At 74.1% G+C, this 23,781-nt stretch carries 17 protein-coding genes and 1 pseudogene; 5 read left to right on the top strand and 13 right to left on the bottom strand.

The features are described from left to right. The first annotated feature begins 100 nt into the window (after positions 1 to 100). Together GBN72_RS00255 and GBN72_RS00260 are read left to right on the top strand one after the other, a co-directional pair. Positions 101 to 748 (top strand): phosphoribosyltransferase, encoded by a 648-nt coding sequence (locus GBN72_RS00255; RefSeq protein ID WP_151769568.1) that lies wholly within the window; start codon positions 101 to 103, stop codon positions 746 to 748. A gap of 122 nt (positions 749 to 870) precedes the next feature. Then, positions 871 to 1,146: a DUF6343 family protein gene (locus GBN72_RS00260; RefSeq protein WP_151769569.1), complete on the top strand. Its 276-nt coding sequence runs from the start codon at positions 871 to 873 to the stop codon at positions 1,144 to 1,146. A gap of 50 nt (positions 1,147 to 1,196) precedes the next feature. On the opposite strand, the gene GBN72_RS00265 is transcribed toward GBN72_RS00260, so the two are convergent. Genes GBN72_RS00265 through GBN72_RS00290 form a run of 6 tightly spaced genes read right to left on the bottom strand, consistent with a single transcriptional unit; the run spans position 1,197 to position 7,551 of the window. Further along, positions 1,197 to 2,843, bottom strand: coding sequence for a fused response regulator/phosphatase (locus GBN72_RS00265; RefSeq protein WP_151770850.1), 1,647 nt, complete (start codon positions 2,841 to 2,843; stop codon positions 1,197 to 1,199). Between the two features lie 38 nt (positions 2,844 to 2,881). Then, on the bottom strand, positions 2,882 to 4,669 hold the full coding sequence (locus tag GBN72_RS00270; RefSeq protein ID WP_246212321.1) for an ATP-binding response regulator: 1,788 nt from the start codon (positions 4,667 to 4,669) through the stop codon (positions 2,882 to 2,884). Positions 4,670 to 4,671: 2 nt separating this feature from the next. After that, positions 4,672 to 5,901 carry an ATP-binding SpoIIE family protein phosphatase gene (locus GBN72_RS00275; protein ID WP_151769571.1) on the bottom strand — a complete coding sequence of 410 codons (1,230 nt, stop codon included), beginning with the start codon at positions 5,899 to 5,901 and terminating at the stop codon, positions 4,672 to 4,674. Next, positions 5,889 to 6,314: an anti-sigma regulatory factor gene (locus GBN72_RS00280; RefSeq protein WP_151769572.1), complete on the bottom strand. Its 426-nt coding sequence runs from the start codon at positions 6,312 to 6,314 to the stop codon at positions 5,889 to 5,891. The genes GBN72_RS00275 and GBN72_RS00280 overlap by 13 nt, the downstream gene beginning before the upstream one ends. Next, positions 6,311 to 6,688 (bottom strand): STAS domain-containing protein, encoded by a 378-nt coding sequence (locus tag GBN72_RS00285; RefSeq protein WP_151769573.1) that lies wholly within the window; start codon positions 6,686 to 6,688, stop codon positions 6,311 to 6,313. Before GBN72_RS00285 ends, GBN72_RS00280 begins: the two co-directional genes overlap by 4 nt. Then, the gene (locus GBN72_RS00290; protein ID WP_151769574.1) at positions 6,685 to 7,551 is read right to left on the bottom strand and encodes an STAS domain-containing protein; all 867 of its coding nucleotides are present in this window, start codon (positions 7,549 to 7,551) and stop codon (positions 6,685 to 6,687) included. Before GBN72_RS00290 ends, GBN72_RS00285 begins: the two co-directional genes overlap by 4 nt. 441 nt (positions 7,552 to 7,992) lie before the next feature. On the opposite strand from GBN72_RS00290, the gene GBN72_RS00295 reads away from it, so the two are divergent. After that, positions 7,993 to 12,576, top strand: a complete 4,584-nt coding sequence (locus GBN72_RS00295) for a hybrid sensor histidine kinase/response regulator (protein WP_246212184.1) — start codon at positions 7,993 to 7,995, stop codon at positions 12,574 to 12,576. Positions 12,577 to 12,667: 91 nt separating this feature from the next. Beyond that, complete coding sequence (locus GBN72_RS00300) at positions 12,668 to 15,172, top strand: SpoIIE family protein phosphatase (protein ID WP_246212185.1); 2,505 nt, start codon at positions 12,668 to 12,670, stop codon at positions 15,170 to 15,172. Here the strand turns inward: GBN72_RS00300 and GBN72_RS35975 are convergent. The 6 genes and pseudogenes from GBN72_RS35975 to GBN72_RS00330 all read right to left on the bottom strand — a co-directional run bounded on the left by GBN72_RS35975 (position 15,111) and on the right by GBN72_RS00330 (position 21,277). Next, positions 15,111 to 15,596 (bottom strand): hypothetical protein, encoded by a 486-nt coding sequence (locus GBN72_RS35975; RefSeq protein ID WP_369695863.1) that lies wholly within the window; start codon positions 15,594 to 15,596, stop codon positions 15,111 to 15,113. The two genes, GBN72_RS00300 and GBN72_RS35975, sit on opposite strands and share 62 nt — an antisense overlap. After that, positions 15,593 to 15,979: pseudogene (locus GBN72_RS00310) on the bottom strand (aa3-type cytochrome oxidase subunit I); the annotation flags it as partial. The gene GBN72_RS35975 and the pseudogene GBN72_RS00310, both read right to left, overlap by 4 nt. A 223-nt stretch (positions 15,980 to 16,202) precedes the next feature. Beyond that, a complete protein-coding gene (locus GBN72_RS00315; RefSeq protein ID WP_151769576.1) occupies positions 16,203 to 16,859 on the bottom strand; it encodes a pentapeptide repeat-containing protein in 657 nt (218 codons plus the stop codon). 177 nt (positions 16,860 to 17,036) lie between these two features. Then, positions 17,037 to 18,122, bottom strand: coding sequence for a cobalamin B12-binding domain-containing protein (locus GBN72_RS00320; RefSeq protein ID WP_151769577.1), 1,086 nt, complete (start codon positions 18,120 to 18,122; stop codon positions 17,037 to 17,039). After that, positions 18,119 to 19,660: a PP2C family protein-serine/threonine phosphatase gene (locus GBN72_RS00325; protein ID WP_151769578.1), complete on the bottom strand. Its 1,542-nt coding sequence runs from the start codon at positions 19,658 to 19,660 to the stop codon at positions 18,119 to 18,121. Before GBN72_RS00325 ends, GBN72_RS00320 begins: the two co-directional genes overlap by 4 nt. 375 nt (positions 19,661 to 20,035) lie before the next feature. Further along, complete coding sequence (locus GBN72_RS00330) at positions 20,036 to 21,277, bottom strand: cytochrome P450 (protein ID WP_151769579.1); 1,242 nt, start codon at positions 21,275 to 21,277, stop codon at positions 20,036 to 20,038. A gap of 147 nt (positions 21,278 to 21,424) precedes the next feature. Between GBN72_RS00330 and GBN72_RS00335 the strand changes: the two genes are divergently transcribed. Continuing rightward, positions 21,425 to 21,931 carry a DUF4383 domain-containing protein gene (locus tag GBN72_RS00335; RefSeq protein WP_151769580.1) on the top strand — a complete coding sequence of 169 codons (507 nt, stop codon included), beginning with the start codon at positions 21,425 to 21,427 and terminating at the stop codon, positions 21,929 to 21,931. Positions 21,932 to 22,085: 154 nt separating this feature from the next. Here the strand turns inward: GBN72_RS00335 and GBN72_RS00345 are convergent, their stop codons facing one another. Then, positions 22,086 to 23,600, bottom strand: coding sequence for a DEAD/DEAH box helicase (locus GBN72_RS00345; protein WP_151769581.1), 1,515 nt, complete (start codon positions 23,598 to 23,600; stop codon positions 22,086 to 22,088). Between the last annotated feature and the right edge of the window lie 181 nt (positions 23,601 to 23,781).

Raw genomic sequence — 23,781 nt, forward strand, 5'->3', positions numbered from 1 at the left:
GGCCGGACCGGGCGCGGGCCGTTTCGGGCGCCGGCCGGCACGGAACCCGGACCACCCGGGGCCCGACCACCGCCACCGAGGGAAAGGCAGACCTCACGTCATGCGATTCCACAACCGCCGGGAAGCCGGCCAGGAACTCGGCCTGCGGATGATGGAGTGGGCCTCCGAAGGCGAACTCTTCGAGCCCGTCGTGCTCGCCCTGCCCCGCGGCGGCGTGCCGGTGGCCGCCGAGGTCACCCGGGCACTGGGGGCGCCGCTGGACGTCCTCGTCGTACGGAAGATCGGCCTGCCGGGCCGTCCCGAGGTGGGCGTCGGCGCCGTCGTGGGCGACGACCCGCCCCTCTTCGACCGGGCGTCCCTGGAGATGCTCGGACTGAGCGAGGAACGGCTCGCGCCGGACGTGGCCCGTGAGCGGGAGGAACTGAGACGCCGCACCCTGCTCTACCGGGGCGACCGCTCCCTGCCCGACGTCCAGCACCGCACCGTGCTCCTGGTCGACGACGGCCTGGCCACCGGCGTCACCGCGCGCGCGGCCCTGCGCCACCTGCGCCGCCGTGAACCCGCCCGGCTGATCCTCGCGGTCCCCGTCGGCGCGCCCGAGGCCGTCTCCGCGCTGCGCTCCGAGGCCGACGACGTGGTCTGCCTCCGGCAGCCCACGGACTTCCAGGCGGTCGGCCTCTGGTACGAGGACTTCGAGCAGGTCGGCGACGACGAGGTCGTCGGCATACTGAGCGAACACAGGTCATGACCGGCGACGACGAGTCCCGCCGCGAAGACCCCCGCCGCGACGGGTCCCGCGGCAGTGGCCCCCGCCGCGACGGCCCGCGCGACCGTGCCGGCACAGAGCCCACGACGCGGCGGAACTCGGGGATGATCGGCCGCCGTTCCCCCCGGACGGGCACGGAACCGGTCACCGCGCGCAGCGCCCTCGGGCTGCGGCTGGTCCTGTCCGCCGTCTTCGTCCCGGTCTTCGTCGCGCTGACCGTCCACTTCGCCCTCTGGGCGGCGGACGCCGACCCGGGGGAGAGCCCCACCCGGGGCACCCTGGTCGGGACCACCGTGGTGTGCGCGCTGATCGCCCTGCTGGCGGCGCTCGACCTCCTGGTCGTGCTGCGGCGGCGCAGGCGCGAACGCGGCGGCGCCTGACCGGGGCCGACCCGTCCGTCAGGCCGTGCCCATCGGGCCGGTGCTGCCCGTCAGGCCGCGGTGGCGGTGTCCGGCGTCCCGTTCAGGCGGGCCGCGAGGAGGGCGATGTCGTCCGTCTTCTCCCTGCCGTACCGCTCCAGCAGCAGGTCGCACAGGTCCCCGATCTCGCCGGGCGCGTCGGCGAGGGTGGCCTGGAGCGCGGCGAGGCTGTCACCGAGGTCCACTCCCGGGACCTCGATCAGGCCGTCGGTGAGCATCAGGAGGGTGGCTCCCTCCGGCACGTCGTGGGCGGTGGCCGGAGGATGCCGCACGTTCAGGCCCAGCAGGGGACCGTGCTCGGTCAGGTAGCGGGTCGAGCCGTCCGGACAGCGCAGCAGAGGCGGTATGTGACCGGCGTTGGCGACCTGGATGCGCCGCGCACCGGGCTCCACCAGGACCAGGCAGACGGTGACCGTGATCGCCGGCCGCAGCCGGGTCAGCAGGGCGTCCAGCCGGTCCAGCAGGGTGCGCGGGTCGTGGCCCTCGATGGCGTAGGCGCGCAACGCGTGCCGGACCTCGCCCATGATCATCGCCGCCTTCAGGGAGTGCCCCGCCACGTCGCCGATGGCCAGCAGCAGACCGGCCGGGGTCTCGATGACCTCGTAGAAGTCGCCGCCGATCTCCGAGTCGTCGGCCGCCGGCTCGTAGCGCACCGCCAGGTCCACACCGGCCACCTCCGGAAGCCGGTCCGGCAGGAAGGTGCGCTGGAGGGTGAGCACCAGCGCGTGCTCCTCGCTGCGCGAGCGCAGGGCCTCCAGCGCCAGCGCGCAGGCCTGGGCGAGCTGCGAGAGCAGATCACGGTCGTCCACCCGGGCGAGGGCCTCGCCGTCCACGGCGAGCGCGACCGGGGGCCTGCCCTTCTTGGTGCGGGCCAGGATCAGGGCGACCTCGCCCGCGAACACGTCGGCCTCGGCGCCGTCCGCGCGGCAGACCGTGCCGCGCCACTCGGCGGCGGACAGCAGCACGGTGGCGGTGCCGGTGCCGTCCCCGAGGACCCGGCCGGCCAGCAGGTCCAGCAGCCGCGGCTCCGACCGGAACACCTTCACCGGCGCGACGACGCCGGCCGGGGCCGCCCCCTGCTCCGTGTTCCGGGCCGCGGCGGCGATGTGCAGGGTGCTGTTGTCCGGGCTCAGGGCGACCGCGACCGCGGGCGACTGCATCAAGGTGGCCGCGCCGGTCGCGGCCGCCTCGGCGAACGAGCAGCCGTCCTTCGCCCCGTAGACCGCCAGGGTGCTGCTGTTCAGCGCCGCCACCCGCGCCGCGAGCCGCTCCGCGCGGCGGCGGGCCCGGGCGTAGCGCAGCGCGGCGGTGACCGTCGCCAGCAGCTCGTCCGGGGCGATCGGGTCCGTGAGGTAGGCGTCCGCGCCCCGGTGCAGGCCCTGGGTGCGGTCGCTCACCTCGATGGCGTGCGCCGAGATGTGGATGACCGGCAGCGAGGCGGTCCGCGGGTCCGCCTTGATCTGCTCGCAGACCTCGAAACCGCTCATGTCGGGCAGCTTCACGTCGACGACCGCCAGCTCCGGCAGCTCCCCGTCGGGGGAACCGGCGAGCAGGGCCAGGCCCTCCGCGCCGTCGGCGGCCTCCACCACCGTGTGGCCGGCCCGGCGCAGCCAGCTGCTGATGATGTACCGCTTGGTGTCGTTGTCGTCGAGCACCATCACCTTGGCGACGGCGCTGTCCTGCTGGAGACAGGGGCTCACGGCCGTGGATCCTTCCTGCTCGCCCCCTGTACCACGTGTGTCACGCGTCCCGCGAAGGCCGCCGTCAGCTGCGACAGCGACAGGGCCGACTTGTCGAGCACCGCCCGCGCGTGGCGGAGCCGCTCGTGGTCCAGGCCGTCCCGGGACGCCGAGGTGATGACGACCACCGGGATGCCGCTGAGATCAGGGTCCGCGGCGAGTTCCCCCAGCACCGCGTACCCGTCCACGTCCGGCATGTTCAGATCGAGGAGGACCGCGTCCGGCCGCTCCTCGCGGACCGCCCGGCTCGCCCGGTCGCCCCGGTCCACCTCCACGACCCGCTCCGCCAGCTGGTCGAGCAGCGGCCGGATCCTCGCGCGGAAGACGTCGTCGTCGTCGACGGTCACCAGGACGGTGACCAGCGGGCCGCCCGCCGCGCCGGGCTCCTCGCGGCGGGGGTCCAACGGCAGGCGCACGGTGACCCGGGTGCCCGTCCCCGGCGTGCTGGTCAGGCTGAGCGTGCCGCCCAGCAGCTCGGTCAGCCGGCGCGCGTAGGGCAGGCCGAGGCCGGTGCCCGAACGGCCCCGCTGGTGCGGACCCCGGACCTGGTAGAACTCCTCGAAGATCTGCTGCTGTTCCTCCTCGGGTATGCCCACGCCGGTGTCCGTCACGGTGAACACCACCTGGCCGTTCCCGTCCCCGTCCCCGTCCCCGGCCTCGGTGGCGACGTCCAGCCGCACCGTGCCGGCCTCGGTGAACTTCAGCGCGTTGGAGAGCAGGTTGCGCAGGACCCGGGTGAGCATCACGTCGTCGCTGACGATCTCCATCTCCGGCTCCGCCACGACCAGTTCCGCGTCGCCGTGCCGGGCGTACCCGCCCAGGGTGCCCCGCAACTGCCCGAGCAGCGCCCTCAGGTCGACCGGCCCGAAGCTGGGCTCCAGCCGGCCCGATTCGGCCTTGGCGACGTCCAGCAGTTCGTCCACGAGCGCCAGCAGCGTGGAACCCGAGGCGGAGATCAGCGACACCTGCCGGTGCTGCTCCTCGTTGAGCCGCTCCACGTCGAACTCCAGCAGCAGCCGCGCCAGGCCCACCACGGCGTTCACCGGGGTGCGCAGCTCGTGGCTGACGTTGGCCCAGAATCGGGTCTTGGCCTCGCTCGCCTCCCGCAACTGACGCGACTTCTCGTCGAGTTCGGCGTACAGGGCGACCACGCCCCGGTTGGTCTCCTCGAGTTCCTCGGAGAGCTCGGAGTACAGGGCCATCACCCCGCGGTTGGTCTCCTCCAGCTCCGCGTTGAGGCGGCGCAGTTCCTCCCGCTGCGCCCGCGACTCCTCCAGCGCCGCTATGAGATCGACCGTCTGGGCGCGCGCGTCCTCCACGGCGGTCGCCCCCTTGTGGGTCCGGAGCACCTCCCGCGTCCGCGCGACGACCTCGGCCGACGGCGCCCGCGCCCCGAGCGGCTGCTCGATGACGACGGTGCGCTCCACCCTGGCGTGCTCCACCGTCACCAGCCGGGACGCCGCGAGCAGCGCCTCCTCGCCGGGACCGGGACCGTCCGTCCACAGCAGGGTGAACCGCAGGCTCTGGCGCCCCTCGCCCACCAGCGCGAAGGAGACGGACAGCTCGCTGGAGCCCACCAGGTCACGGCCCAGTTCGCTCAGCGCGGTCGCCAGCCGGATCTGGTCCTGCGGCTCCACGCCGAGCGCCTCGGCCGCCGTCTTGCCGCTGCGGCGCAGCACGAAGACGTCCTGTTCGGTGGTGAGGGAGAGCGACACCAGTGGCACCGCCCCGCACGCCGCGGCCATGCTCACCACGACCCCTTCGCCACGACGACGCCCGCGTCGTCGCGGCGGACGCCCGCCTCGCGCAGCAGCTGGGCGGCGGCCACCAGCGGGGTGTGGTCGAGGAACCCGGGCATGTCCGAGGCCTGCCAGCGTTCGGTGAGACCGTCCGAGTGCATGATCACGGCGCCGTCCGGCGGAAGGTCCTGGCGGACCGTCCGCAGGGTGGGCATCTGGTGCCCGACGATGCCGGGCGCGGACACCAGCGACCGGCGGACCCCGGTGGCGGGGTCGACGACGAAGGAGCTGATGTTCCCCACGCCGCAGAAGTACACGCTCCGGGAGGCCGGTTCGATCCGCGCCACGGCGACGGCTCCGCCGCGGCTGCCGCGCAGCGCCCTGTGGAGGTCGGCGAGCATCGCCGCCGGGTCCTCCGCCTTCGAGGCGCGGAAGGCCGTCACCGCGGCCTGCGAGGCACGTCCGGCGAGCGGCCCGTGTCCCAGGCCGTCGCAGCACATGACCATCAGCGCCCGCCCGTCGGCGTCCGGGCCGCCGCGGTACGCGGTCAGCCGGTCGGGGAGCGCGCGGGCGTGTTCCGGCGGGGGCCGCAGGCCGGTGAGTTCCGCCCAGCCCAGGACGCCACGGGAGGAATCGGACCTGGCCTCGGCGGCGGTGTCGGCCGGCAGCGAACCCGCGGTACTGGACCCGGCCGTGGGCGTGCCGACCAGGCGGGCCGCCCACGAGTCCCCGCACACCTCCTCGCCGGTGATCGCGCGGGTCAGGCCCTCGACCAGCGGGGCCGCCGAGGCGGCCTGCCCCCGGCCCGCGTCCTTGGTCCAGAAGCGCGCCGTCAGGACGGTCCCGCGCCCCGGCAGCGAGTGCAGCCGGAAGGTGTCGGCGAGCCGGGATATCGCTCCGAGGCCGATCCCGAGGGTGCCCGCCGTGGAGGTCCCGTCGGTCAGGGAGCGCGCCACGTCGGCCATGCCCGGGCCCGCGTCCGTCGTCACGAACTCGACGCCGGCGTCGTGCCGGGTCCGCACCACGCGCAGCAGGAGCGCGCCGTCGACGGCGTGCCGGCGCAGGTTGGTCGCCGCCTCGCTGACCGCGAGGGCGACCTCGGCACAGCGCTGTTCGTCGAAGCCGATGCGCCGGGCCACGGACACGGCCGCGATCCGGGCGGCGGCGGGGAACGATTCCTGGTCGCGGAGCCAGACCACATCCTCCGCGTCCAGGACCGCCCAGGTCAGCGGCCCCATTTGGTCACCGAAACCCGGGTGCCGCCGCCGGCCTCGGTGTCCAGGGCGAACTCGTCGACGAGACGGCGCGCGCCACTGAGGCCGAGCCCGAGACCTCCGCCGGAGGTCCAGCCGTCGGTCAGCGCCTGGTCGACGTCGGGGATGCCGGGCCCCGAGTCGTCGAACACCGCCGTCACCCCGGTCTTTCCGTCCCGCCGGACCAGACCGATCCGCAGGACTCCGCCTCCTCCGTAGACGAGGGTGTTGCGCGCCAGCTCGCTCGCGGCGGTCACCAGCTTGGTCTGGTCGACCAGCGAGAGCTTGCAGCGCTGGGCGAGCGTCCGCACCAGCTGCCGGGCCCGCACCACGTCGTCGTTGGAGGCGATCGGCAGGGTCTGGTCGTCGGCGCCGAGCTCGGGCAGGGGCCCGTTCATCGTTGTGCCGGACGGTCGTCGCCCGGTCGGGCCAGCATATCCAGGCCCTTCTCCAGCGAGAGAGCGGTCCGCACCCCACCGAGCGACAGGCCCAGTTCGACGAGGGTGATGGCCACGGCCGGCCGCATGCCGACGACGACGGTCTCCGCGTCGAGCATCCGGGAGATGGCCGCGGTGGTGGCCAGCATGCGGCCCACGAACGAGTCGACGATCTCCACCGCGGTGATGTCGATGACGACGCCCCGGGCGCCGGACTCCACGATCCGGGCGGCCAGGTCCTCCTGGAGGTCCAGGACGATCTGGTCCTCCAGGTCGACCTGGATGGACACCAGGAGGACGTCACCGATCTTCAGGACGGGTACGCGCTCGGTCACGCCTGGCCGCCACTGGTCGTGACGTCGGCCCCGCCGCGGCGGAGCGCGTGCTTGAGGGCGTCGGCGAGGGACGCCTTGGTGACGATGTCGCCGAACTGGATGCCCAGCGCGACGATGGTCTGCGCGATCTGCGGGCGGATGCCGGAGATGATGCACTCGGCGCCCATCAGACGGGCCGCCACCACGGTCTTCAGCAGGTGCTGGGCGACCTCGGTGTCCACCGCGGGAACCCCGGTGATGTCGATGATCGCCTGGTCGGCGTCGACGTCGACCAGGGCCTGGAGGAGCTTCTCCATCACCACCTGGGTGCGCGCGGAGTCCAGGGTCCCCACCAGCGGGACGGCGACCACGCCCTCCCACAGCTTCACGACCGGGGTGGAGAGCTCCATCAGCTGCTCGGACTGCGCGCTGATGATCTCCTCGCGCGTCTTGGCGTAGACCTCCAGCGTGAACAGCGCCAGGGCGTCCATCAGCTTGCCGAGGTGGAGGTAGGCGTGGATGTCGTCGGACGGGGTGTCCGTCGTCGGCGCGAGGATGTCCTTGCAGGCCAGCACGCTGGTCGCGGTCTCGGTGGGCGTGAAGCCCTGCCGGGCCCGGCTGCGGGACAGCTCGGCGAGCAGCGCCCGCAGCTCCGCGTAGGCGTCCCCCTGCCAGTCGAACGCGCCCTTGCGCAGTCCGTCCACCAGGGCCGTGTACAGCTCGCGGAGCTCACGCTCGAGCTCGGCCAGCGACATCCGGCCGCGCAGCGTGCGGGAGACGGCCTCCACCCAGGCGGAGGCGAGCTGTTCGTCCTTGGCCGTCAGCAGCTCGACGAGTCTGCTGGAAACTTCTTGCCCTGCCACCGCTGAACTCCTCTGATACATGCACTCGCCACCGGTTGCGACGGCAGTGTCGGCGCGGCGCGCCTCCCCGCGCAGGCGGGACGGCACGACGGAAACGTCTGGCTCCCGATACCCCGGCTCACACGCCACACACCTGCGAATTTTTCGCGATGGTTCCGGGGGGATCCGTCGTGCCACGGTACGCCCGCAGGACGGTCCCGGCGCAAGCCTCCCCGGGGTCGTACGGTGGATCGGGGCAGGCAGGAAGCGCAGGCGGCCGGAAATCGTGCCCGTCGGTCCCCAGGGGCGAGGGGTGTTTCCACTTCCTTCACAAGGTGAAGTAACCTCCGGAGTCGTCCTTTGGCATGGGCGGAAAACCGGAAGCATGGTGCCGGGAATTCCGGGTAGGCGAGGGGTTCGCCGTGCGGCCTTTCGTCCATGGCATCACTGCGTCATGGCAACGATGAGGGAAAGAGGTCGGTCGTGGCTGAGGCGACGGCGGTCGAAGGTACGCGTGGCGCGCCGCGGTCGCGGTCCCCGCGTGGGGGCGGGAAGGTCGGCGAGGCGGAGCTGAGGCAGCTCCTGGCCGGTCTCACGGCGGTACGCGACGGCGACTTCGGGACCAGGCTCTCCGACGAGGAGGACGGTCTCCTCGGCGAGATCGCCACCGTCTTCAACGGCATGGTCGACCAACTCTCGCTGTTCACCTCCGAGGTGACCCGCGTCGCCCGTGAGGTCGGCACCGAGGGCACGCTGGGCGGTCAGGCGGAGGTGCCGGGCGTCTCCGGCACCTGGGCCGACCTCACCGACTCGGTGAACGCCATGGCGGGCAACCTCACCACCCAGGTCCGCGACATCGCCCAGGTGGCGACCGCGGTCGCCAAGGGCGACCTGTCGCAGAAGGTCGACGTCGACGCCCGAGGCGAGATCCTGGAGCTGAAGAACACCGTCAACACGATGGTCGACCAGCTCTCCTCGTTCGCCGACGAGGTCACCCGCGTCGCCCGCGAGGTCGGCAGCGAGGGCCGCCTCGGCGGCCAGGCCGAGGTGCCCGGCGTCGGCGGCGTCTGGCGCGACCTCACCGACTCGGTCAACTTCATGGCCGGCAACCTCACCGACCAGGTGCGCAACATCGCCCAGGTGACCACCGCGGTCGCCAAGGGCGACCTGTCGCAGAAGATCACCGTCGACGCCCGCGGCGAGATCCTCGAGCTGAAGAACACCATCAACACGATGGTCGACCAGCTCTCCTCGTTCGCCGACGAGGTCACCCGCATGGCCCGCGAGGTCGGCACCGAGGGCATCCTGGGCGGGCAGGCCGACGTCAAGGGCGTCTCCGGCACCTGGCGCGACCTCACCGACTCCGTGAACTCCATGGCCGGCAACCTGACGGCCCAGGTTCGCTCCATCGCCCAGGTCGCCACCGCGGTCGCCAAGGGCGACCTGTCGCAGAAGATCAACGTCACCGCGCGCGGCGAGATCCTGGAGCTGAAGAACACCATCAACACGATGGTCGACCAGCTCTCCGCGTTCTCCTACGAGGTCACCCGGGTCGCCCGCGAGGTGGGCACCGAGGGCCGCCTCGGGGGCCAGGCCGACGTCAAGGGCGTCTCCGGCACCTGGAAGGACCTCACCGAGTCGGTCAACGTGATGGCCGACAACCTCACCGCCCAGGTGCGCTCCATCGCCGAGGTCACCACCGCGGTGGCCCAGGGCGACCTCTCGCAGAAGATCCGGGTCGACGCCCGCGGCGAGATCCTGGAGCTGAAGGAGACCATCAACACGATGGTCGACCAGCTCTCCGCCTTCGCCGACGAGGTCACCCGCGTCGCCCGCGAGGTGGGCACCGAGGGCAACCTCGGCGGCCAGGCCACCGTGCGCGGCGTCTCCGGCACCTGGAAGGACCTCACCGACAACGTCAACGTGATGGCGTCCAACCTGACCGGTCAGGTGCGCTCCATCGCGCAGGTCGCCACCGCGGTCGCCAAGGGCGACCTCTCGCAGAAGATCACCGTCGAGGCCAAGGGCGAGGTCGCCGCGCTGGCCGGGGTGATCAACACCATGGTCGACACGCTCTCCGCCTTCGCCGACGAGGTCACCCGCGTGGCCCGCGAGGTGGGCACCGAGGGCCAGCTCGGCGGCCAGGCCCGGGTCCCCAACGTGGCGGGCACCTGGAAGGACCTGACCGACAACGTCAACTCCATGGCGAACAACCTGACCAACCAGGTGCGCAACATCGCCCTGGTGACCACCGCCGTGGCCCGGGGCGACCTGTCCAAGAAGATCGACGTCGACGCCCGCGGCGAGATCCTCGAACTGAAGACGACCATCAACACGATGGTCGACCAGCTCTCCTCGTTCGCCGCCGAGGTCACCCGCGTCGCCCGCGAGGTCGGCAGCGAGGGCCGCCTCGGCGGCCAGGCCGAGGTCGAGGGCGTCTCGGGCACCTGGAAGCGGCTCACCGAGAACGTCAACGAGCTGGCCGGCAACCTCACCCGCCAGGTCCGCGCGATCGCCGAGGTCGCCAGCGCCGTGGCCGAGGGCGACCTGACCCGCTCCATCACCGTCGACGCCTCCGGCGAGGTCGCCGAACTCAAGGACAACATCAATTCGATGGTGGAGTCCCTGCGCGAGACCACCCGGGCCAACCAGGAACAGGACTGGCTCAAGTCCAACCTGGCCAAGTTCTCCTCCCTGATGCAGGGTCACCGCGACCTGGCCGTCGTCGCCGAACTGGTCATGGACGAGCTGACCCCGCTGGTCGCCGCCCAGTACGGCGCCTTCTACCTCGCCGAGGAGAACGACGGCGAGACCGAGCTGAGCCTGGTCGGCTCCTACGGCCGGCCCGCCGAGTTCGTGGGCCACGCCCGCTACCGGCTCGGCGAGTCCCTGGTCGGCCAGGCCGCGCGCAGCCGCCGCACCATCGTCGTCCAGCAGGTTCCCGGCGACTACGTCACCATCTCCTCCGGGCTCGGCGAGGCGCCCCCGGGCAGCCTGGTGGTGCTGCCGATCGTCGTCGAGGAGCAGGTGCTCGGCGTCATCGAGCTCGCCTCCTTCACGCCGTTCACCCTGGTGCACCAGAACTTCCTGGAACAGCTGATGGAGACGCTCGGCGTCAACGTCAACACCATCGTCGCCAACGCCCGCACCGACGAGCTGCTCGACGAATCGCAGCGGCTCACCGCCGAACTCCAGGCCCGCTCCGCGGAGTTGCAGGTCCAGCAGGACGAACTGCAGCGCTCCAACGCCGAGCTGGAGGAGAAGGCCGCACTGCTGGCCGCGCAGAACCGGGACATCGAGACCAAGAACCTGGAGATCGAGCAGGCCCGCCAGGAACTCGAGGCCCGCGCCCAGCAGCTGGCGCTGGCGTCGAAGTACAAGTCGGAGTTCCTGGCCAACATGAGCCACGAGCTGCGCACCCCGCTCAACAGCCTGCTGATCCTCGCCCAGTTGCTCGCGCAGAACCCCACGCGGAACCTGACGCCGAAGCAGGTCGAGTACGCGGGCATCATCCACTCCGCCGGCTCGGACCTGCTGCAGCTGATCAACGACATCCTCGACCTGTCCAAGGTCGAGGCGGGCAAGATGGACATCAACCCCGAGCAGGTGCCGCTGCGCCAGCTGGTCGACTACGTCGAGGCCACCTTCCGGCCGATGACCACCCAGAAGAACCTCGACTTCACGGTGAGCACCGCGCCCGGCGTCCCGGGGCAGCTGCTCACCGACGACGCGCGGCTGCGTCAGGTGCTGCGCAACCTGCTCTCCAACGCGGTGAAGTTCACCGAGCACGGCAGCGTCGAACTGCGCATCGAGACCGCCGAGGCCGACGAGGTGCCGCCCTTCGTGCACCGCGGCGGCCCGGTGATCGCCTTCCAGGTCAAGGACACCGGCATCGGCATCGCCGAACAGCACCTGGAGGCCATCTTCGGGGCGTTCCAGCAGGCCGACGGCACCACCAGCCGCAAGTACGGCGGCACCGGCCTGGGCCTGTCCATCAGCCGCGAGATCGCCCATCTGCTCGGCGGCGCCGTCACCGCCCGCTCCACCGTCGGCGAGGGCAGCACCTTCACGCTCTACCTCCCCGTCGCCCGCGGGGACTGGGAGAACGCCCTGGGCGCGGGCGCCGCGTCCCCGGCCGCGCTGGGCGCCGCGGCCGGCCCGGCCGTGGTCCCGGCCGCCCAGGAGCGCCCGGCACCGGAGCAGCGGCCCAGGCGCCGGCTGCTGGTGGTCGAGGAGCGCAGCCGCGGGCTGCTCTCCCTGGTCGCCGAGAGCGCCGTCGGCGACCTCATGGCCGGCGCGGGCCTCGGCAAGCCGGTCGGCGACATCGAGGTGATCACCGCGGTGGGCGCCCAGGAGGCGGCCGAGAACCTGGCGGCCGGCCCGTTCCACTGCGTCGTCCTGGAGATCGACATGCCCGACGGGGCGGCCATCCGCTTCCTCCAGGCGATGGACGGCGACACCGCGCTCTCCAGCGTCCCGGTGCTGGCCCACAACAGCCGCCGCATGGACGTCACCCAGGAGCAGCAGGTGCAGTTCCTCGCGAGGATGCGGCCGCTGGAGCTGATCTCCAGCCTGGACGAGCTGCGCGAGCGGATCACCCTGCACCTTTCCGCAGAGGAGCCCGGCGACGTCCTTCCCCTGGTGCGCCAGGAGGAGAACCGGCGGCAGCCCGAGCGCACCGTCGCCGGCGGCCTGGCCGGCCGCACCGTGCTGGTGGTGGACGACGACGCCCGCAACCTGTACGCGCTCAGCGGCATCCTCGAGCTCCAGGGCATCGAGGTGCTGCACGCGGAGAACGGCCGCAAGGGCATCGAGTCGCTGCACGCCCACCCGGAGATCGACCTGATCCTGATGGACGTGATGATGCCGGAGATGGACGGGTACACGGCCACCAGCGCGATCCGGCAGGACCCCCGCCACGCGGACCTGCCGATCATCGCGGTGACCGCCAAGGCCATGCCCGGCGACCGGGAGAAGAGCCTGGCCTCGGGCGCCACCGACTACGTCACCAAGCCCGTCGACGCCAACGACCTGATCGCCTGCATCGAGCGCCATCTGTCCGACTGACCCGGTGGCGCGGGGCGCCCGCCGCGCCCCGCGCCGTCCGCCCACGACCCCACGCCAGCCGTCCACCGCCTACCGAGGAGTCAGCAGCACCGTGAGCACTCCCGACAAGCCCGCCCATCCCGAGCGGGCGGACGAGACCGTCGCCGGAGAGGTGTCTCGCGTACCCGCGGCCAGGACGGAGGCGGGCGCGGACAGCTCCGGGGCGGGTGGGCCCGAGGGCGCGGCCGGCATGGGCCGGCTGGCCGCCACGGTGGCCCGGCTGCGGGACGAGATCCGCGCGGCGCAGGCCGCCGCGGACGGCCGGGCGCTGATCGAGCTCGCCAAGGGCGTGCTGATCGAGCGGCTCGGCTGCGGGCCGACCGCCGCCGGCCGCCAGCTGGCCACGCTGGCCGAGGAGTCGGGCCTGTCGCAGCTGGAGCTCGCGGCGGACATCGTCAACCAGGCGGCCCGCGACCACGTGGCCGAGGTGGCCGCCGACTTCGTGCGCCGCGCCACCGCCACCGGAGCCCACGACGGCGACGGCCACGACGACCAGGACGTGCCCGAGGCGGAGGACGCCGCGACCGTCGCCGTCCGCCTGCGCACCGCCGAGAGCGGCGCGGCCGCCGCCGGGGACACCCAGGCGGTCGCCGAGTCGCTGCTGGAGCACGCGCTGACCCCGCTGGGGGCCACCGCGGTCGCCGTCTGGGCGGCGGGCTCCGACGCCTCGCTCACCCTGGCCGGGCACGCCGGCTTCCCCGCCGACGAGGCCGGCCGGTGGCGGTACGTGCCGCCGGGCGTGTGCACGCTGGCCCGGCAGGCGCTCACCGACCGGCGCACCGTGCTCGCCGGGACGCAGCCCTCCTCCGCCATGCCCTCGATCGGCTGGGCCCACAACCCGCGCGGCGGGCGGATCGCCGTTCCGGCCGGCACCGGCGGCCGCGTCCACGGCATCCTCGAGATCTGCTGGCCCGAGCCCCTGGAACCGCAGCCCCCGCAGATCCTGCGCCAGGTGGAGGCGCTGGCCGAACTGTGCGCCCACACGCTGGAGGGCGGCCCCGGGTCCGCGGTCACCCCGGCCGCGGACACCTGGAGCGTGCCGTCGGACCTGTCCGAGCTGGTCGACCTCGCCGAGGGCCTGTACGACCCGGCGCTGGTCCTCACCCCCCACCTGTGGCCCGACGGCCGGCTCGCCGACTTCCGGATCCACCACGTCAACAGTTCCTTCACCGACCCCGCCGGGCGCCCCCGCAACGCGGTCGGCGGCACCCTGCTGCTCGAGTCGTACCCGCTGGCCATGGGGGAGAGCGGCCTGTTCGAGAAGATCGAGCGGGTCTACGCGACCGGCGAGGCGTACCGCGCCCGGGGGATGACGCTGACCACGCTGGTCGACCAGGTGCCCCTGGACACCACCGTCGACGTCAGCGTCAGCCGCCACGGCGGCAGCGTGCTGCTGATCTGGCGGATCGAGGACGACACCGCGCGGCTGGCCAACCTGCTCCAGCACGCGCAGCGGCTCGGCCGGATCGGCGGCTTCGAGGAGAACGTCCTCACCGGCGAGATCGTCTGGAACGACCAGCTCTTCGACCTGTACGGGCTGCCGCACCACACCCGCCCGGTGTCCCTGGAGGAGATGGCGGAGCACGCCCACCCCGACGACGCCGTCTCCATCGGGCGGTTCGTCCGCGCGGTGCTGCACCACCGCAGGCCCGCCTCGGCCGCCTTCCGCCTCCAGCGGCCGGACGGCATCACCCGGCACATCCGGGTGGTCGCCGAGCCCGTCCTCGACGACGACAACCGGCTGCGCTCGGTACGCGGCGCCTACCAGGACATCTCGGCGCAGCACTGGACCGAGGTGGCGCTGGCGGCCACCCGCGACCAGCTCGCCCACACCGAGCAGCAGGCCGCCGAACGCAACCGGCTCACCCTCCAGCTCCAGCACGCGATCATGCCGCCCAGCCACTCCGGCATGGACAGCCCCGGCCTCCAGGTCGCGGTGCGCTACCGGCCCGCCGAGTCGGAGTCGATGGTCGGCGGTGACTGGTACGACGTGGTGGTGCTGCCCTCCAAGCAGGTCATGCTCTGCGTCGGCGACGTCGCCGGTCACGGCATCGAGGCCGCCACCAGCATGGTCGTGCTCCGCAACGCCATGCGCGGCCTCGCGGTGACCGGTGCCGGCCCCGGACAGCTGCTGGCCTGGCTGAACATCGTGGCCCACTACCTCACCGAGCACGTCACGGCCACCGCCGTCTGCGGCCTCTACGACCCGGAGACCCGCACGCTGCGCTGGGCCCGCGCCGGGCACCTCCCGCCGGTGCTGATCCGCGGCGACAAGGCGTCGCCGCTCCAGCCGGCCGGCGGCATCCTCCTGGGCGCCCTCTCCGAGGCGGCCTACGAGGAGGCCGAGCTGCAACTGGACGCCGGTGACACGCTGCTGATGTACACCGACGGTCTGGTCGAGCGCCGCGACGAGTCGGTCCAGGACTCCCTGGCCCGGCTCCTGTCCAACGCCCGCGTCCCCGGGGCCGGACTGGAGCAGCGGCTCGACCGCCTGCTCACGCACAGCAAGTCCGACACCGACGACGACACCTGCCTGATCGGCATCCGCGTCGTCTGACCGCGCGGGCCGCGGTCGTGGCCGGACGCGCGACCGGGGCCGCGCGACCGGACCGCGCCGACGTCAGCGGGCGACGAGGGGCGTCCAGGCGGCCACGCCCGCCGCGCAGGCCAGGACGGCGCAGGCCGCCGGCGTGGCGGCGCAGCAGGGCGCGGCGCAGCACCTGGTAGCGGGCCTCGTACTCCTCGCCGAGCCGGTCGGCGCGTTCGGCGGCGTCCAGCAGCATCCGGCGGGTGAGCCCGATGCGCAGCAGGACGTACTGGCGGGTCAGGTCCTCGGCCTGCGCCGTCGTCAGCCACGGCATCCGGGCGCAGAGGCCCTCGGCCTCCTCGCGGGCCCGCTCACGGTGGGTGTGGGCGATGAGATGGCCCTCCATCTCGACGGCGGGCGAGTACGCGCGCTCGTCCCGGCCCTCCGGGTTCACGTCCTCGACCCCCGGTGGCTCGCGGCGTCCAGGACGTCCCGTTCGACGTCGTTCTCGTCCGCGTCGTACGCGGCGAGGTCCGGGTGGTGCAGGTCGAACGCCGGGGACTTCGAGCGGATCCGCGGCAGGACCTCGAAGTTGTGGCGCGGCGGCGGGCAGGAGGCGGCCCACTCCAGCGAGCGGCCGAAGCCCCAGGGGTCGTCCGCCTCGATCCGCCGGCCGTACCTGGCGGTCCTCCGGACGTTGTGGAGGAACGGCAGGGCCGACAGGCCCAGCAGGAACGCCGCGACGGAGGACACGGTGTCGAGGGCGGTGAACCCGTCGGCCGCGAGGTGGTCGGCGTACCGGCGCGGCATCCCCTCGGCGCCCAGCCAGTGCTGGACGGCGACGGGTCGGGTCTGGGACGCCATCGGTCTCCTCCGTCGGGGCGATCGCGGTCTCGACGCACCGGTCCAGCGGAAGGTAGCCGCGCGGCCCCGGCGTCGCCCCGTGCCGGTGCCGTGCGGCTGAGCCGGACGGCGGGCCGATCCACCCGCCGGGGTGAGTGGCGTGAGAGGGGTGGGCGGCGTGAGTGGCGTGAGTGGCGTGGGTGGCGTGGACGCGCCGTCAGCGCGAGGTGACCGTGACGCCCAGCGCCTGCGCGAAGGCCGGTGCCAGGTCGAGGAGCTGACCGTGGTCGATGGTGGCTCCGCGGAGTGCCTCCACGCCGTCCGCGACGCCCAGCGCCGCCGCGCCCCGCAGGTCCACCTTGCTCAGCCGGGCGCCGCGCAGGCGCACGCCGTCGAGGGTGGAACCGGAGAAGGACACGTCGGTCAGCGTCGCCTCGCCGAAGTCCACGTCGCGCAGCAGGCAGTCCTCGAAACGGACCTCGCGCAGCGCCGCGGAGCGCCAGTTGACCGAGTCCAGCTTGCAGTGCGAGAACGTCACCCGGCGCAGGGTGGAGCCGAACGCCTGGACGCCGGCCAGCATCCCGGAGACCACCGAGGCGTCCATCCACCCGGACTCGGCCAGGTCGGTGCCGACCCAGCGCACGGTGTGGCACCACACGTCGGTGAACCGTGCCCGCCGCATCCGCCCGCCCTCGAACGCCACCGACGTGAAGGCGCACTCGACGAACCGCGCGCCGCCCGCCCGGGCGTCCAGGAACTCCCGCTCGCCGGCGTGGACGGTGTCGTAGACGCCCTCCGTCTCCAGCTCGCCGCGCAGCGGCTCCAGGTGGCCGGCGTACGGCAGATCGGCGAGTTCGCGGGGGACGGCCGGCACGGGCACCTCACGGTCGTTCGGGGGCGGACGCTCGGGAGCAGGGGACGACTCTACCGGCGCGGCCGCGCCCACCGGGGCAGGCGGGCCGCCCGGCTCGCGGCCCGGCCGGCCGGCGGTGAGGGGTCACCGCGCCGGTGAAGGGGCCGGCGTCGGCGCAGCGGCTGCCGCGCGTCCCCCTCAGGCGGCGGCGAGTTCCGCGCGGCCGGCGGTGAGGATGCGGCGGGCGCGCGGGGCGGCGGCGGGAAGGGCGGCGGCCAGGAGGTCCAGGGTGGGGTCCAGGCTCACCGCGGGCACCCCGCGGGCGGTGAGGACGTCCGCCGTCCAGGTGAGGAAGCCGGTGAACAGCACGTCGTCGTCGACGTAGAGCGCCGCCGCCAGGTGGTCGACGACATGGGCGACGTCCTCGGCCGTGCGGTCCCGCTGCACGTCGGTGTACGCACGCATCGGCGGGAACCGGTCCTCGAGCCCCGCCAGCGTCTCCTTCACCAGCCGCCGCCGCGCCCGGGTCACCGACGTGTACTCCTGGTCGTCCAGGTGGGGCAGGTCCTCGACCGGCAGGTGGGCCGGCCTCGGCAGGCTGCCGGCCAGCCCGGACCCCAGGACCTCGGCCGCGCCCCGGGCGTCCGGCGCCCACCCGTCCGCGCCCAGCGCCCGCGCGTGACGGCCGTCCGGACCGAACGCGCGCCCGCCCGCGAGGACCGGGAACCCGGCCGCCTGGCAGGCCGCCACCACCCGGTGGGCGACCGGCAGGTGCCGCGGCATCGAGCAGGACAGGGCGACCGCGCGCGGCGCCGTCGCGTGCAGCTCGGCCACCAGGTGCGGGGTGGGCACGTGGGCGCCGAGGAAGCCCACCTCCCAGCCGCGCCGCCGCAGCACCTCCGCGACCAGCCGGGCGGGCAGCGCGTGCCACTCGCCGTCCACGCAGGCCACCGTGATCCGCCCGCGGTGCGGGGGCGGCGGCCGGTGCGCGGGGTGGTGGGCCAGCGCCGCCATCACCCGCTCGTTGACCGCCGTCGCGGAGTGCTCCTGGGCCACCGTGATCCGGTTCGCGGCCCACTCCGCGCCGATCCGTGCCTGGACCGGCGCGATCAGGTCGAGCAGCACCTCCTCGACGCCCGCGCCCGCCTCCACGGCGTCCATGACGACACCGGACGCCGCGTACTCGTCACCGTCGCGCAGCGCGGCCCACAGGCGCTCGTGGACCTCCTGGGTGAGGACGGCCGGGGTCCCCGGGCCGGTCCGTGCGGGGTGCTGTGTGGTCATGCGGTCGTCCCCTCCTCGGGGTTCGTGCGGTACGGGGCGCCGACGGCCACCACCGCGATGTCGTCGTGGTCGTTCCCGCCGAGCCATTCGGCGGCCAGCATGTGCACATGGTCGACGAGGGTGTGGACCGGCATCCCGGCGCACCGTGACAGGCCCGCCTCCAGCCGCCGCTGGCCGAACATCTCGTCGCCCATCGGCCCGCCGCGCGCCTCGGTGACGCCGTCGGTGAAGAACACGCAGGTCTCACCCGGCTCCAGCACCACCTCCACGGTGGTGGAGGTGATCCGGTGGAACGCGCCGACCAGGGTGCCGCGGGTGGGGACCTCCTCCACCGCGCCGGAGCGGCGGACCACCACCGGCGGCTGGTGCCCCGCGCTGGTCACCCGCAGCCGCACCCGTGGGCCGTCGCGCACCACCGAGGCCAGCGCCAGCGTGGCGAAGCGCGGATTGGCCGGCGTCAGCAGGGCGCCGTTGAGCAGGCCCAGCAGCCGCTGGTGGTCGTCGGCCAGCGGCAGCAGCGCCTGGAGGGTGTTGCGGATCTTGCCGGTGAGGACGGCCGCCTCCAGGCCCTTGCCGCACACGTCGCCCAGCACGACCAGCGTCTCGTCGTCCGGTCCGGCCCCCGGGTGGACGTCGTAGAAGTCGCCGCCGACCCGCTCGCTCGCCCCCGACGGGCGGTACACGCCCGCGTACTCCACACCGTGCACGGCGCTCAGGGCGGGCGGCAGCAGACCGCGCATCAAGGTGGCCGTGATCGCAGCCTGCTCGGCGTGCAGCCGCGCCGCCGACAGCGCGGCGCCGGCCCGGATCGCGAAGAGGCGGGCGAAGCCCGGTCCGGGACGGGCGTCCCGCGCGCCGTCCGAGGCGCCCGTGTCGAGCAGCAGCAGCGCCCCGGCCGGGAGACCCTGTCCGGGCAGCGGGGTGAGCGAGGCGCGCACGACCGGCCCCGCCAGTGAGCCGGGCAGCGCCCAGCCGGGCAGCGCGGCGGGGTCGACGGCGACCGTCTCCGGGGACGGCGGACGGCCCCGCAGCGCCTCCTCCAGGCCCGGGACCTCCTCCGGGTCGGCGCGCAGCACCTGGTACTCCGTCAGCCCGTCCGGGCCGGCGACCGCCACCGGCAGGCCCCGCCCCGGCGCGGGGGCGACCACCACGGCGGCGTCCGCCAGGTGCTCGGCGGCCAGCCGTGCGACGAGTTCCATGCAGCGCTCGGCGTTCAGCGTGGCGAGCAGCGCGCCGGACACCTCGGCGAGCACGGCGGCCTGCCGTCGCTCCTCGGAGAGCCGCCGCTCGGCGGTGTGGCGCGCGGTGTCGTCCGTCAGCCACCAGGTGACGCTCCCGTCCCCGGCGGGGACCGGGGCGGCGCGGAACCACAGGTCGCCCACCGGGCCGCACACCGGGGGACGCGCGTGTGGGGCCGCCGAGGCGCGGCCGAGGCGGTCGTGGGCCTTGGCCAGCCAGGTGGGGACCGCCTCACGCAGCGCGACGCCGGCCGCGCCGCGCGGGAAGAGGGCGGCGGCGGCCGGATTCAGCGAGGTCATGACACCCACCGGATCGGCCGTGAGGACGGGGAACGGAGCGGTCAGGGCTGCCCCGCGGTCGTGTCCCGCGGGCGAGGGGGTGTCGTGGAGAGGCTGTGAAGTGTCCACGGAAAACGGGCGCGACAACTGGCGCGCCGACCGCCCTTCTGTACGACATTGCTCTCCCCACCATCCCCCGCGCCTCGGCGCCGGGGCAAGCGTGCCGGACCCAAGGACGCCGATGTGTGCGGTGTCACGGCCGGGGACGGGCGCGCTGCCGGGGACGGGTGCGCTGCCGGCGGGAGCGGCGAGCGGGCCGCGCCGGCCGGCCGCCGAGGCGCGGCGCGGGCGGATCCGCCGCGCCCGGACCGCGGCGCCCGGCCCCGGGCACCGGTGTCACTTCCCCGTCACGGTGATGCGCAGGCCGCCGCACGGCCGGGCCGGCATCCGGTGCAGGGAGATCCGCAGGTCCTGCCCGGGCACCACCCGGTGCTCCAGCCGGGCCAGCCGCAGCGTCAGCGCCTCCAGCAGCGCGATGGTCACCGCCTCGCCGGGACAGCGGTGGCCGTGCGCCGGGTCGCCGCCGCCCTGCGGGACCAGTTCGTCGCGCTCCACCGGCCGCTCCAGGAACCGCTCCGGCCGGAAGACGTACGGGTCGCCCCACAGCTCCTCGTCGTGGTTCTGGCCGAACAGGTCCAGCACCACCATGGCGCCCTCGGGGATCCCGCGGCCCTGGAAGGACACGTCCGCCGGGGCCAGGCCGCCGATCAGCGGCGCGAACGGGTAGAAGCGGCGCAGCTCGTGGACGAACGCGGCCAGGTAGGCGGCGTCGTCGGCCCACAGCCGGTCCCGCACGTCGGGCCGGTGGTGCAGCAGGTGCCCGGCGAAGGAGAGGAACCAGGTCACCGCCACCGTCGGCCGCAGCACGTTGAGCAGTTCCACGCCGGCGACCCTCGGCTCCAGCAGGAGACCGTCCGCGTCACGGTGCCGGGCGATCACGTCCAGCGCGGAGCCCTCCGGCGGGGCGAGGGCGTCGTCACGGACCTCCTCGACGATCCCGGCCGCCCAGAACTCGCGGCGGGAGCGGGCGCGGCGCGCCCGCCAGTGGCGCGGGCCCGCGGTGGCGAAACCGTCCACCATGGCCACCAGGTCACGGGCCAGCGGGCGCACGTCCGCCTCCTCCAGCGGCACGCCCGCCCACCGGCACACCGCCCGGGCGAGGACCACCGCGGCCTCGTCGAACAGCACGATCTCCTCGCGCTCCGACCACTCGGGCACCGCCCGCTCCCAGGCGTCGGCGACCTGCTCGGTCAGGTCGGCGACCCGGCCGGGGTCGGTCAGCAGCGCCAGGAACATCGCCTTGCGCACCCGGTGCGGCTCCCCGTCCAGGGTGTGCACGGCCCCCTTGCCGAAGAGCGTGCTCAGCACCGGCTCGGGCATGGCCGGCCCGCGCACCACGTGCCGCTCGTCGTACACGAACCGGACCGCCTCCGGCCCGCGCACGGCCACGGCCGGGCGGCCCATGAGCCGGGTGAACAGGGGGCTGCCGTGCCGCCGGACCATGCCCGGCAGCCAGGCGTACCCCTTCAGCAGCAGCGCGGCGGTGCGGTCGGCGAGAGCAGACGGGTTGCTGGACATGGCGGGCGAGTGCCCGGGGGCGGGGCGGGAAAACGCGCGGCTCCGCCGGGTGGGTGATCTTCGGTCTACCCGCACGCGGACCGGGGCACCGGCGGTGCACGAGGCGGGAGCCGAAGGCCGGCGCCGCCGTGAGGAGGCGCCACGACGATGACCGTGAACGAGTCCGGGCCGGCCGGTGAGTACGCCCCGGTGCAGCGGGCCGCCCAGGCGGTGGGCCTGGTGTTCCTGCTGGTGGGGGTCCTCGGGTTCGTCCCGGGGATCACCACCCACTACGGGGAGATGGAGTTCGCGTCGCACACGTCGGGGGCGCAGTTGCTCGGCCTCTTCCAGGTCTCCGTCCTGCACAACCTGGTTCACCTGCTCTTCGGCGTGGTGGGCCTCGCGCTGTCGCGCACGGCGTCGGCGGCCCGCGCCTACCTGATCGGCGGCGGACTGGTCTACCTGGTGCTGTGGGTGTACGGGCTGGTGGTCGTCGACCACCACACCGGCGCCAACTTCGTGCCGGTGAACACGGCCGACAACTGGCTGCACCTGTTCCTGGGCCTCGGCATGATCGCCCTCGCGCTGATCCTCACCCGGGACCGCGCCACCGCGCCCGGCCCGTACGGCGCCGCCGGCGGACCCGGGGACGGCGGACCGGGCACGATGCCGTGACGAGGCGCCCCGCGTCACGCCCCGTCCCGCCCCCGCTCCCCGCACGGGCGGAGCGGGGCGCGGGCGGAGCAGGCGGCGCGGGCGGAGCAGGCGGCGCGGAGCGGGGCCGGGGCCCCTCGCCTCGGGGCCCCTCGCCGCTCCGCTCCGCGCGGCCTCAGCGGGTGGTGCCGCCGCCGGTGGCGCGACGGCGCGCCTGGGAGGGACGGCTGCGACGGCCGCGGCGGGAGGCCGCCGAGCGCGTGGCGGGCGCGGCGGCCGGCGGCGACTGGATGACCACCGGAACACCCGACGGCGCCTGCGCGCCGGTGATCCGCGTCAGCTCCGCCTCGCCCGAGCGCACCTTGGCGATCCGGGGCGTGATCCCCGCGTCCGACATCAGCCGGTCCATCTCACGCCGCTGGTTGGGCAGCACCAGCGTGACGACCGTGCCGGACTCGCCCGCACGGGCCGTACGGCCACCGCGGTGCAGGTAGTCCTTGTGGTCGGCCGGCGGGTCGACGTTGACGACCAGGTCGAGGTTGTCGACGTGGATGCCGCGCGCGGCGACGTTGGTGGCGACCAGCACGTTCACCAGGCCGTCCTTGAACTGGGCCAGCGTCCTCGTCCGCTGCGGCTGCGACTTGCCGCCGTGCAGCGCGGAGGCGCGCACGCCCACCGACAGGAGGTGCTTGGTGAGCCGGTCCACCGCGTGCTTGGTGTCCAGGAACATGATCACGCGGCCGTCGCGGGCGGCGATCTCCGTGGTCGTCGCGTGCTTGTCGGCCTCGTGCACGTGCAGCACGTGGTGCTCCATCGTGGTGACCGCGCCCGCCGACGGGTCCACCGAGTGGACCACCGGGTCGTGCAGGTAGCGGCGCACCAGCAGGTCCACGTTGCGGTCCAGGGTGGCCGAGAACAGCATCCGCTGCCCGTCCGGGCGCACCAGGTCCAGCAGCGCGGTGACCTGCGGCATGAAGCCCATGTCGGTCATCTGGTCGGCCTCGTCGAGGACCGTGATCGACACCCGGTCCAGCCGGACGTCGCCGCGGTCGATGAGGTCCTTCAGACGGCCCGGCGTGGCCACCACGACCTCCGCGCCGCCGCGCAGCGCGCTCGCCTGCCGGCCGATCGACATGCCGCCGACCACCGTGGTGAGCCGCATCCGCAGCGCCTGCGCGTACGGGGTGAGCGCGTCGGTGACCTGCTGGGCCAGCTCACGGGTGGGCACCAGGACCAGGCCCAGCGGCTGACGCGACTCGGCGCGCTGCCCGGCCAGACGGGCCAGCAGCGCCAGCCCGAAGGCCAGCGTCTTGCCGGAGCCGGTGCGGCCGCGGCCCAGCACGTCACGCCCGGCCAGCGAGTTCGGCAGCGTGGCCGCCTGGATCGGGAACGGGGCGGTGACGTCCTGCGCCGTCAGCGCGGACAGCAGCGCCGCGGGCAGGTCCAGCTCCGCGAACGCCTCCACCGCCGGCAGCGCCGGGGTGATGGTGGCGGGCGGCGCGAACTCGGCGGAACGGGCCGGGGAGGAGGGACGGCGGGAGCCGCCCTTGCGGGACGGGGCGCCCTGACGGCCGCCGCCGCCGGAGCCCTGCGAACGGAAACGGCCGCCACGCGAGCCGGCGCCGGAGCCCGAGCCGCCGGCCGAACGACGGTCGGGACGCGAGCCGTTGGAGCGTGTGGTGCGGTTCATGCGGAACCTTCCTCGATGCGGCACACGTATCGAGGAATTCCCCCGGGCGGATGAACGCCATGCGGGTATTCGCAATACTGAGCCGGTGGGTGGGCGAGACAGCGCCGGCCGGAACGGGCGGGCGGCTGCGCCGGAAGAATGGGCCGGACGGTGTACGGGAGGTGAATCTCCGTACCGTGGT

This window comes from Streptomyces abyssomicinicus (genome assembly GCF_008974245.1).
In the GTDB taxonomy this organism is placed as follows: Bacteria; Actinomycetota; Actinomycetes; order Streptomycetales; family Streptomycetaceae; genus Streptomyces; species Streptomyces abyssomicinicus.

What these genes read in the sequence shown, in the direction of transcription:
- GBN72_RS00275 (WP_151769571.1), bottom strand. Translation starts at nt 5,901, where the DNA reads ATGGGGCCGCTGACCTGGGCGGTCCTGGACGCGGAGGATGTGGTCTGG.
- GBN72_RS00345 (WP_151769581.1), bottom strand. Translation starts at nt 23,600, where the DNA reads ATGAACCGCACCACACGCTCCAACGGCTCGCGTCCCGACCGTCGTTCG.
- GBN72_RS00260 (WP_151769569.1), top strand. Translation starts at nt 871, where the DNA reads ATGATCGGCCGCCGTTCCCCCCGGACGGGCACGGAACCGGTCACCGCG.
- GBN72_RS00255 (WP_151769568.1), top strand. Translation starts at nt 101, where the DNA reads ATGCGATTCCACAACCGCCGGGAAGCCGGCCAGGAACTCGGCCTGCGG.
- GBN72_RS00335 (WP_151769580.1), top strand. Translation starts at nt 21,425, where the DNA reads ATGACCGTGAACGAGTCCGGGCCGGCCGGTGAGTACGCCCCGGTGCAG.
- GBN72_RS00320 (WP_151769577.1), bottom strand. Translation starts at nt 18,122, where the DNA reads ATGACCACACAGCACCCCGCACGGACCGGCCCGGGGACCCCGGCCGTC.
- GBN72_RS00325 (WP_151769578.1), bottom strand. Translation starts at nt 19,660, where the DNA reads ATGACCTCGCTGAATCCGGCCGCCGCCGCCCTCTTCCCGCGCGGCGCG.
- GBN72_RS00280 (WP_151769572.1), bottom strand. Translation starts at nt 6,314, where the DNA reads ATGAACGGGCCCCTGCCCGAGCTCGGCGCCGACGACCAGACCCTGCCG.
- GBN72_RS00330 (WP_151769579.1), bottom strand. Translation starts at nt 21,277, where the DNA reads ATGTCCAGCAACCCGTCTGCTCTCGCCGACCGCACCGCCGCGCTGCTG.
- GBN72_RS00290 (WP_151769574.1), bottom strand. Translation starts at nt 7,551, where the DNA reads ATGTATCAGAGGAGTTCAGCGGTGGCAGGGCAAGAAGTTTCCAGCAGA.
- GBN72_RS00265 (WP_151770850.1), bottom strand. Translation starts at nt 2,843, where the DNA reads ATGGTGCTCGACGACAACGACACCAAGCGGTACATCATCAGCAGCTGG.
- GBN72_RS00270 (WP_246212321.1), bottom strand. Translation starts at nt 4,669, where the DNA reads ATGGCCGCGGCGTGCGGGGCGGTGCCACTGGTGTCGCTCTCCCTCACC.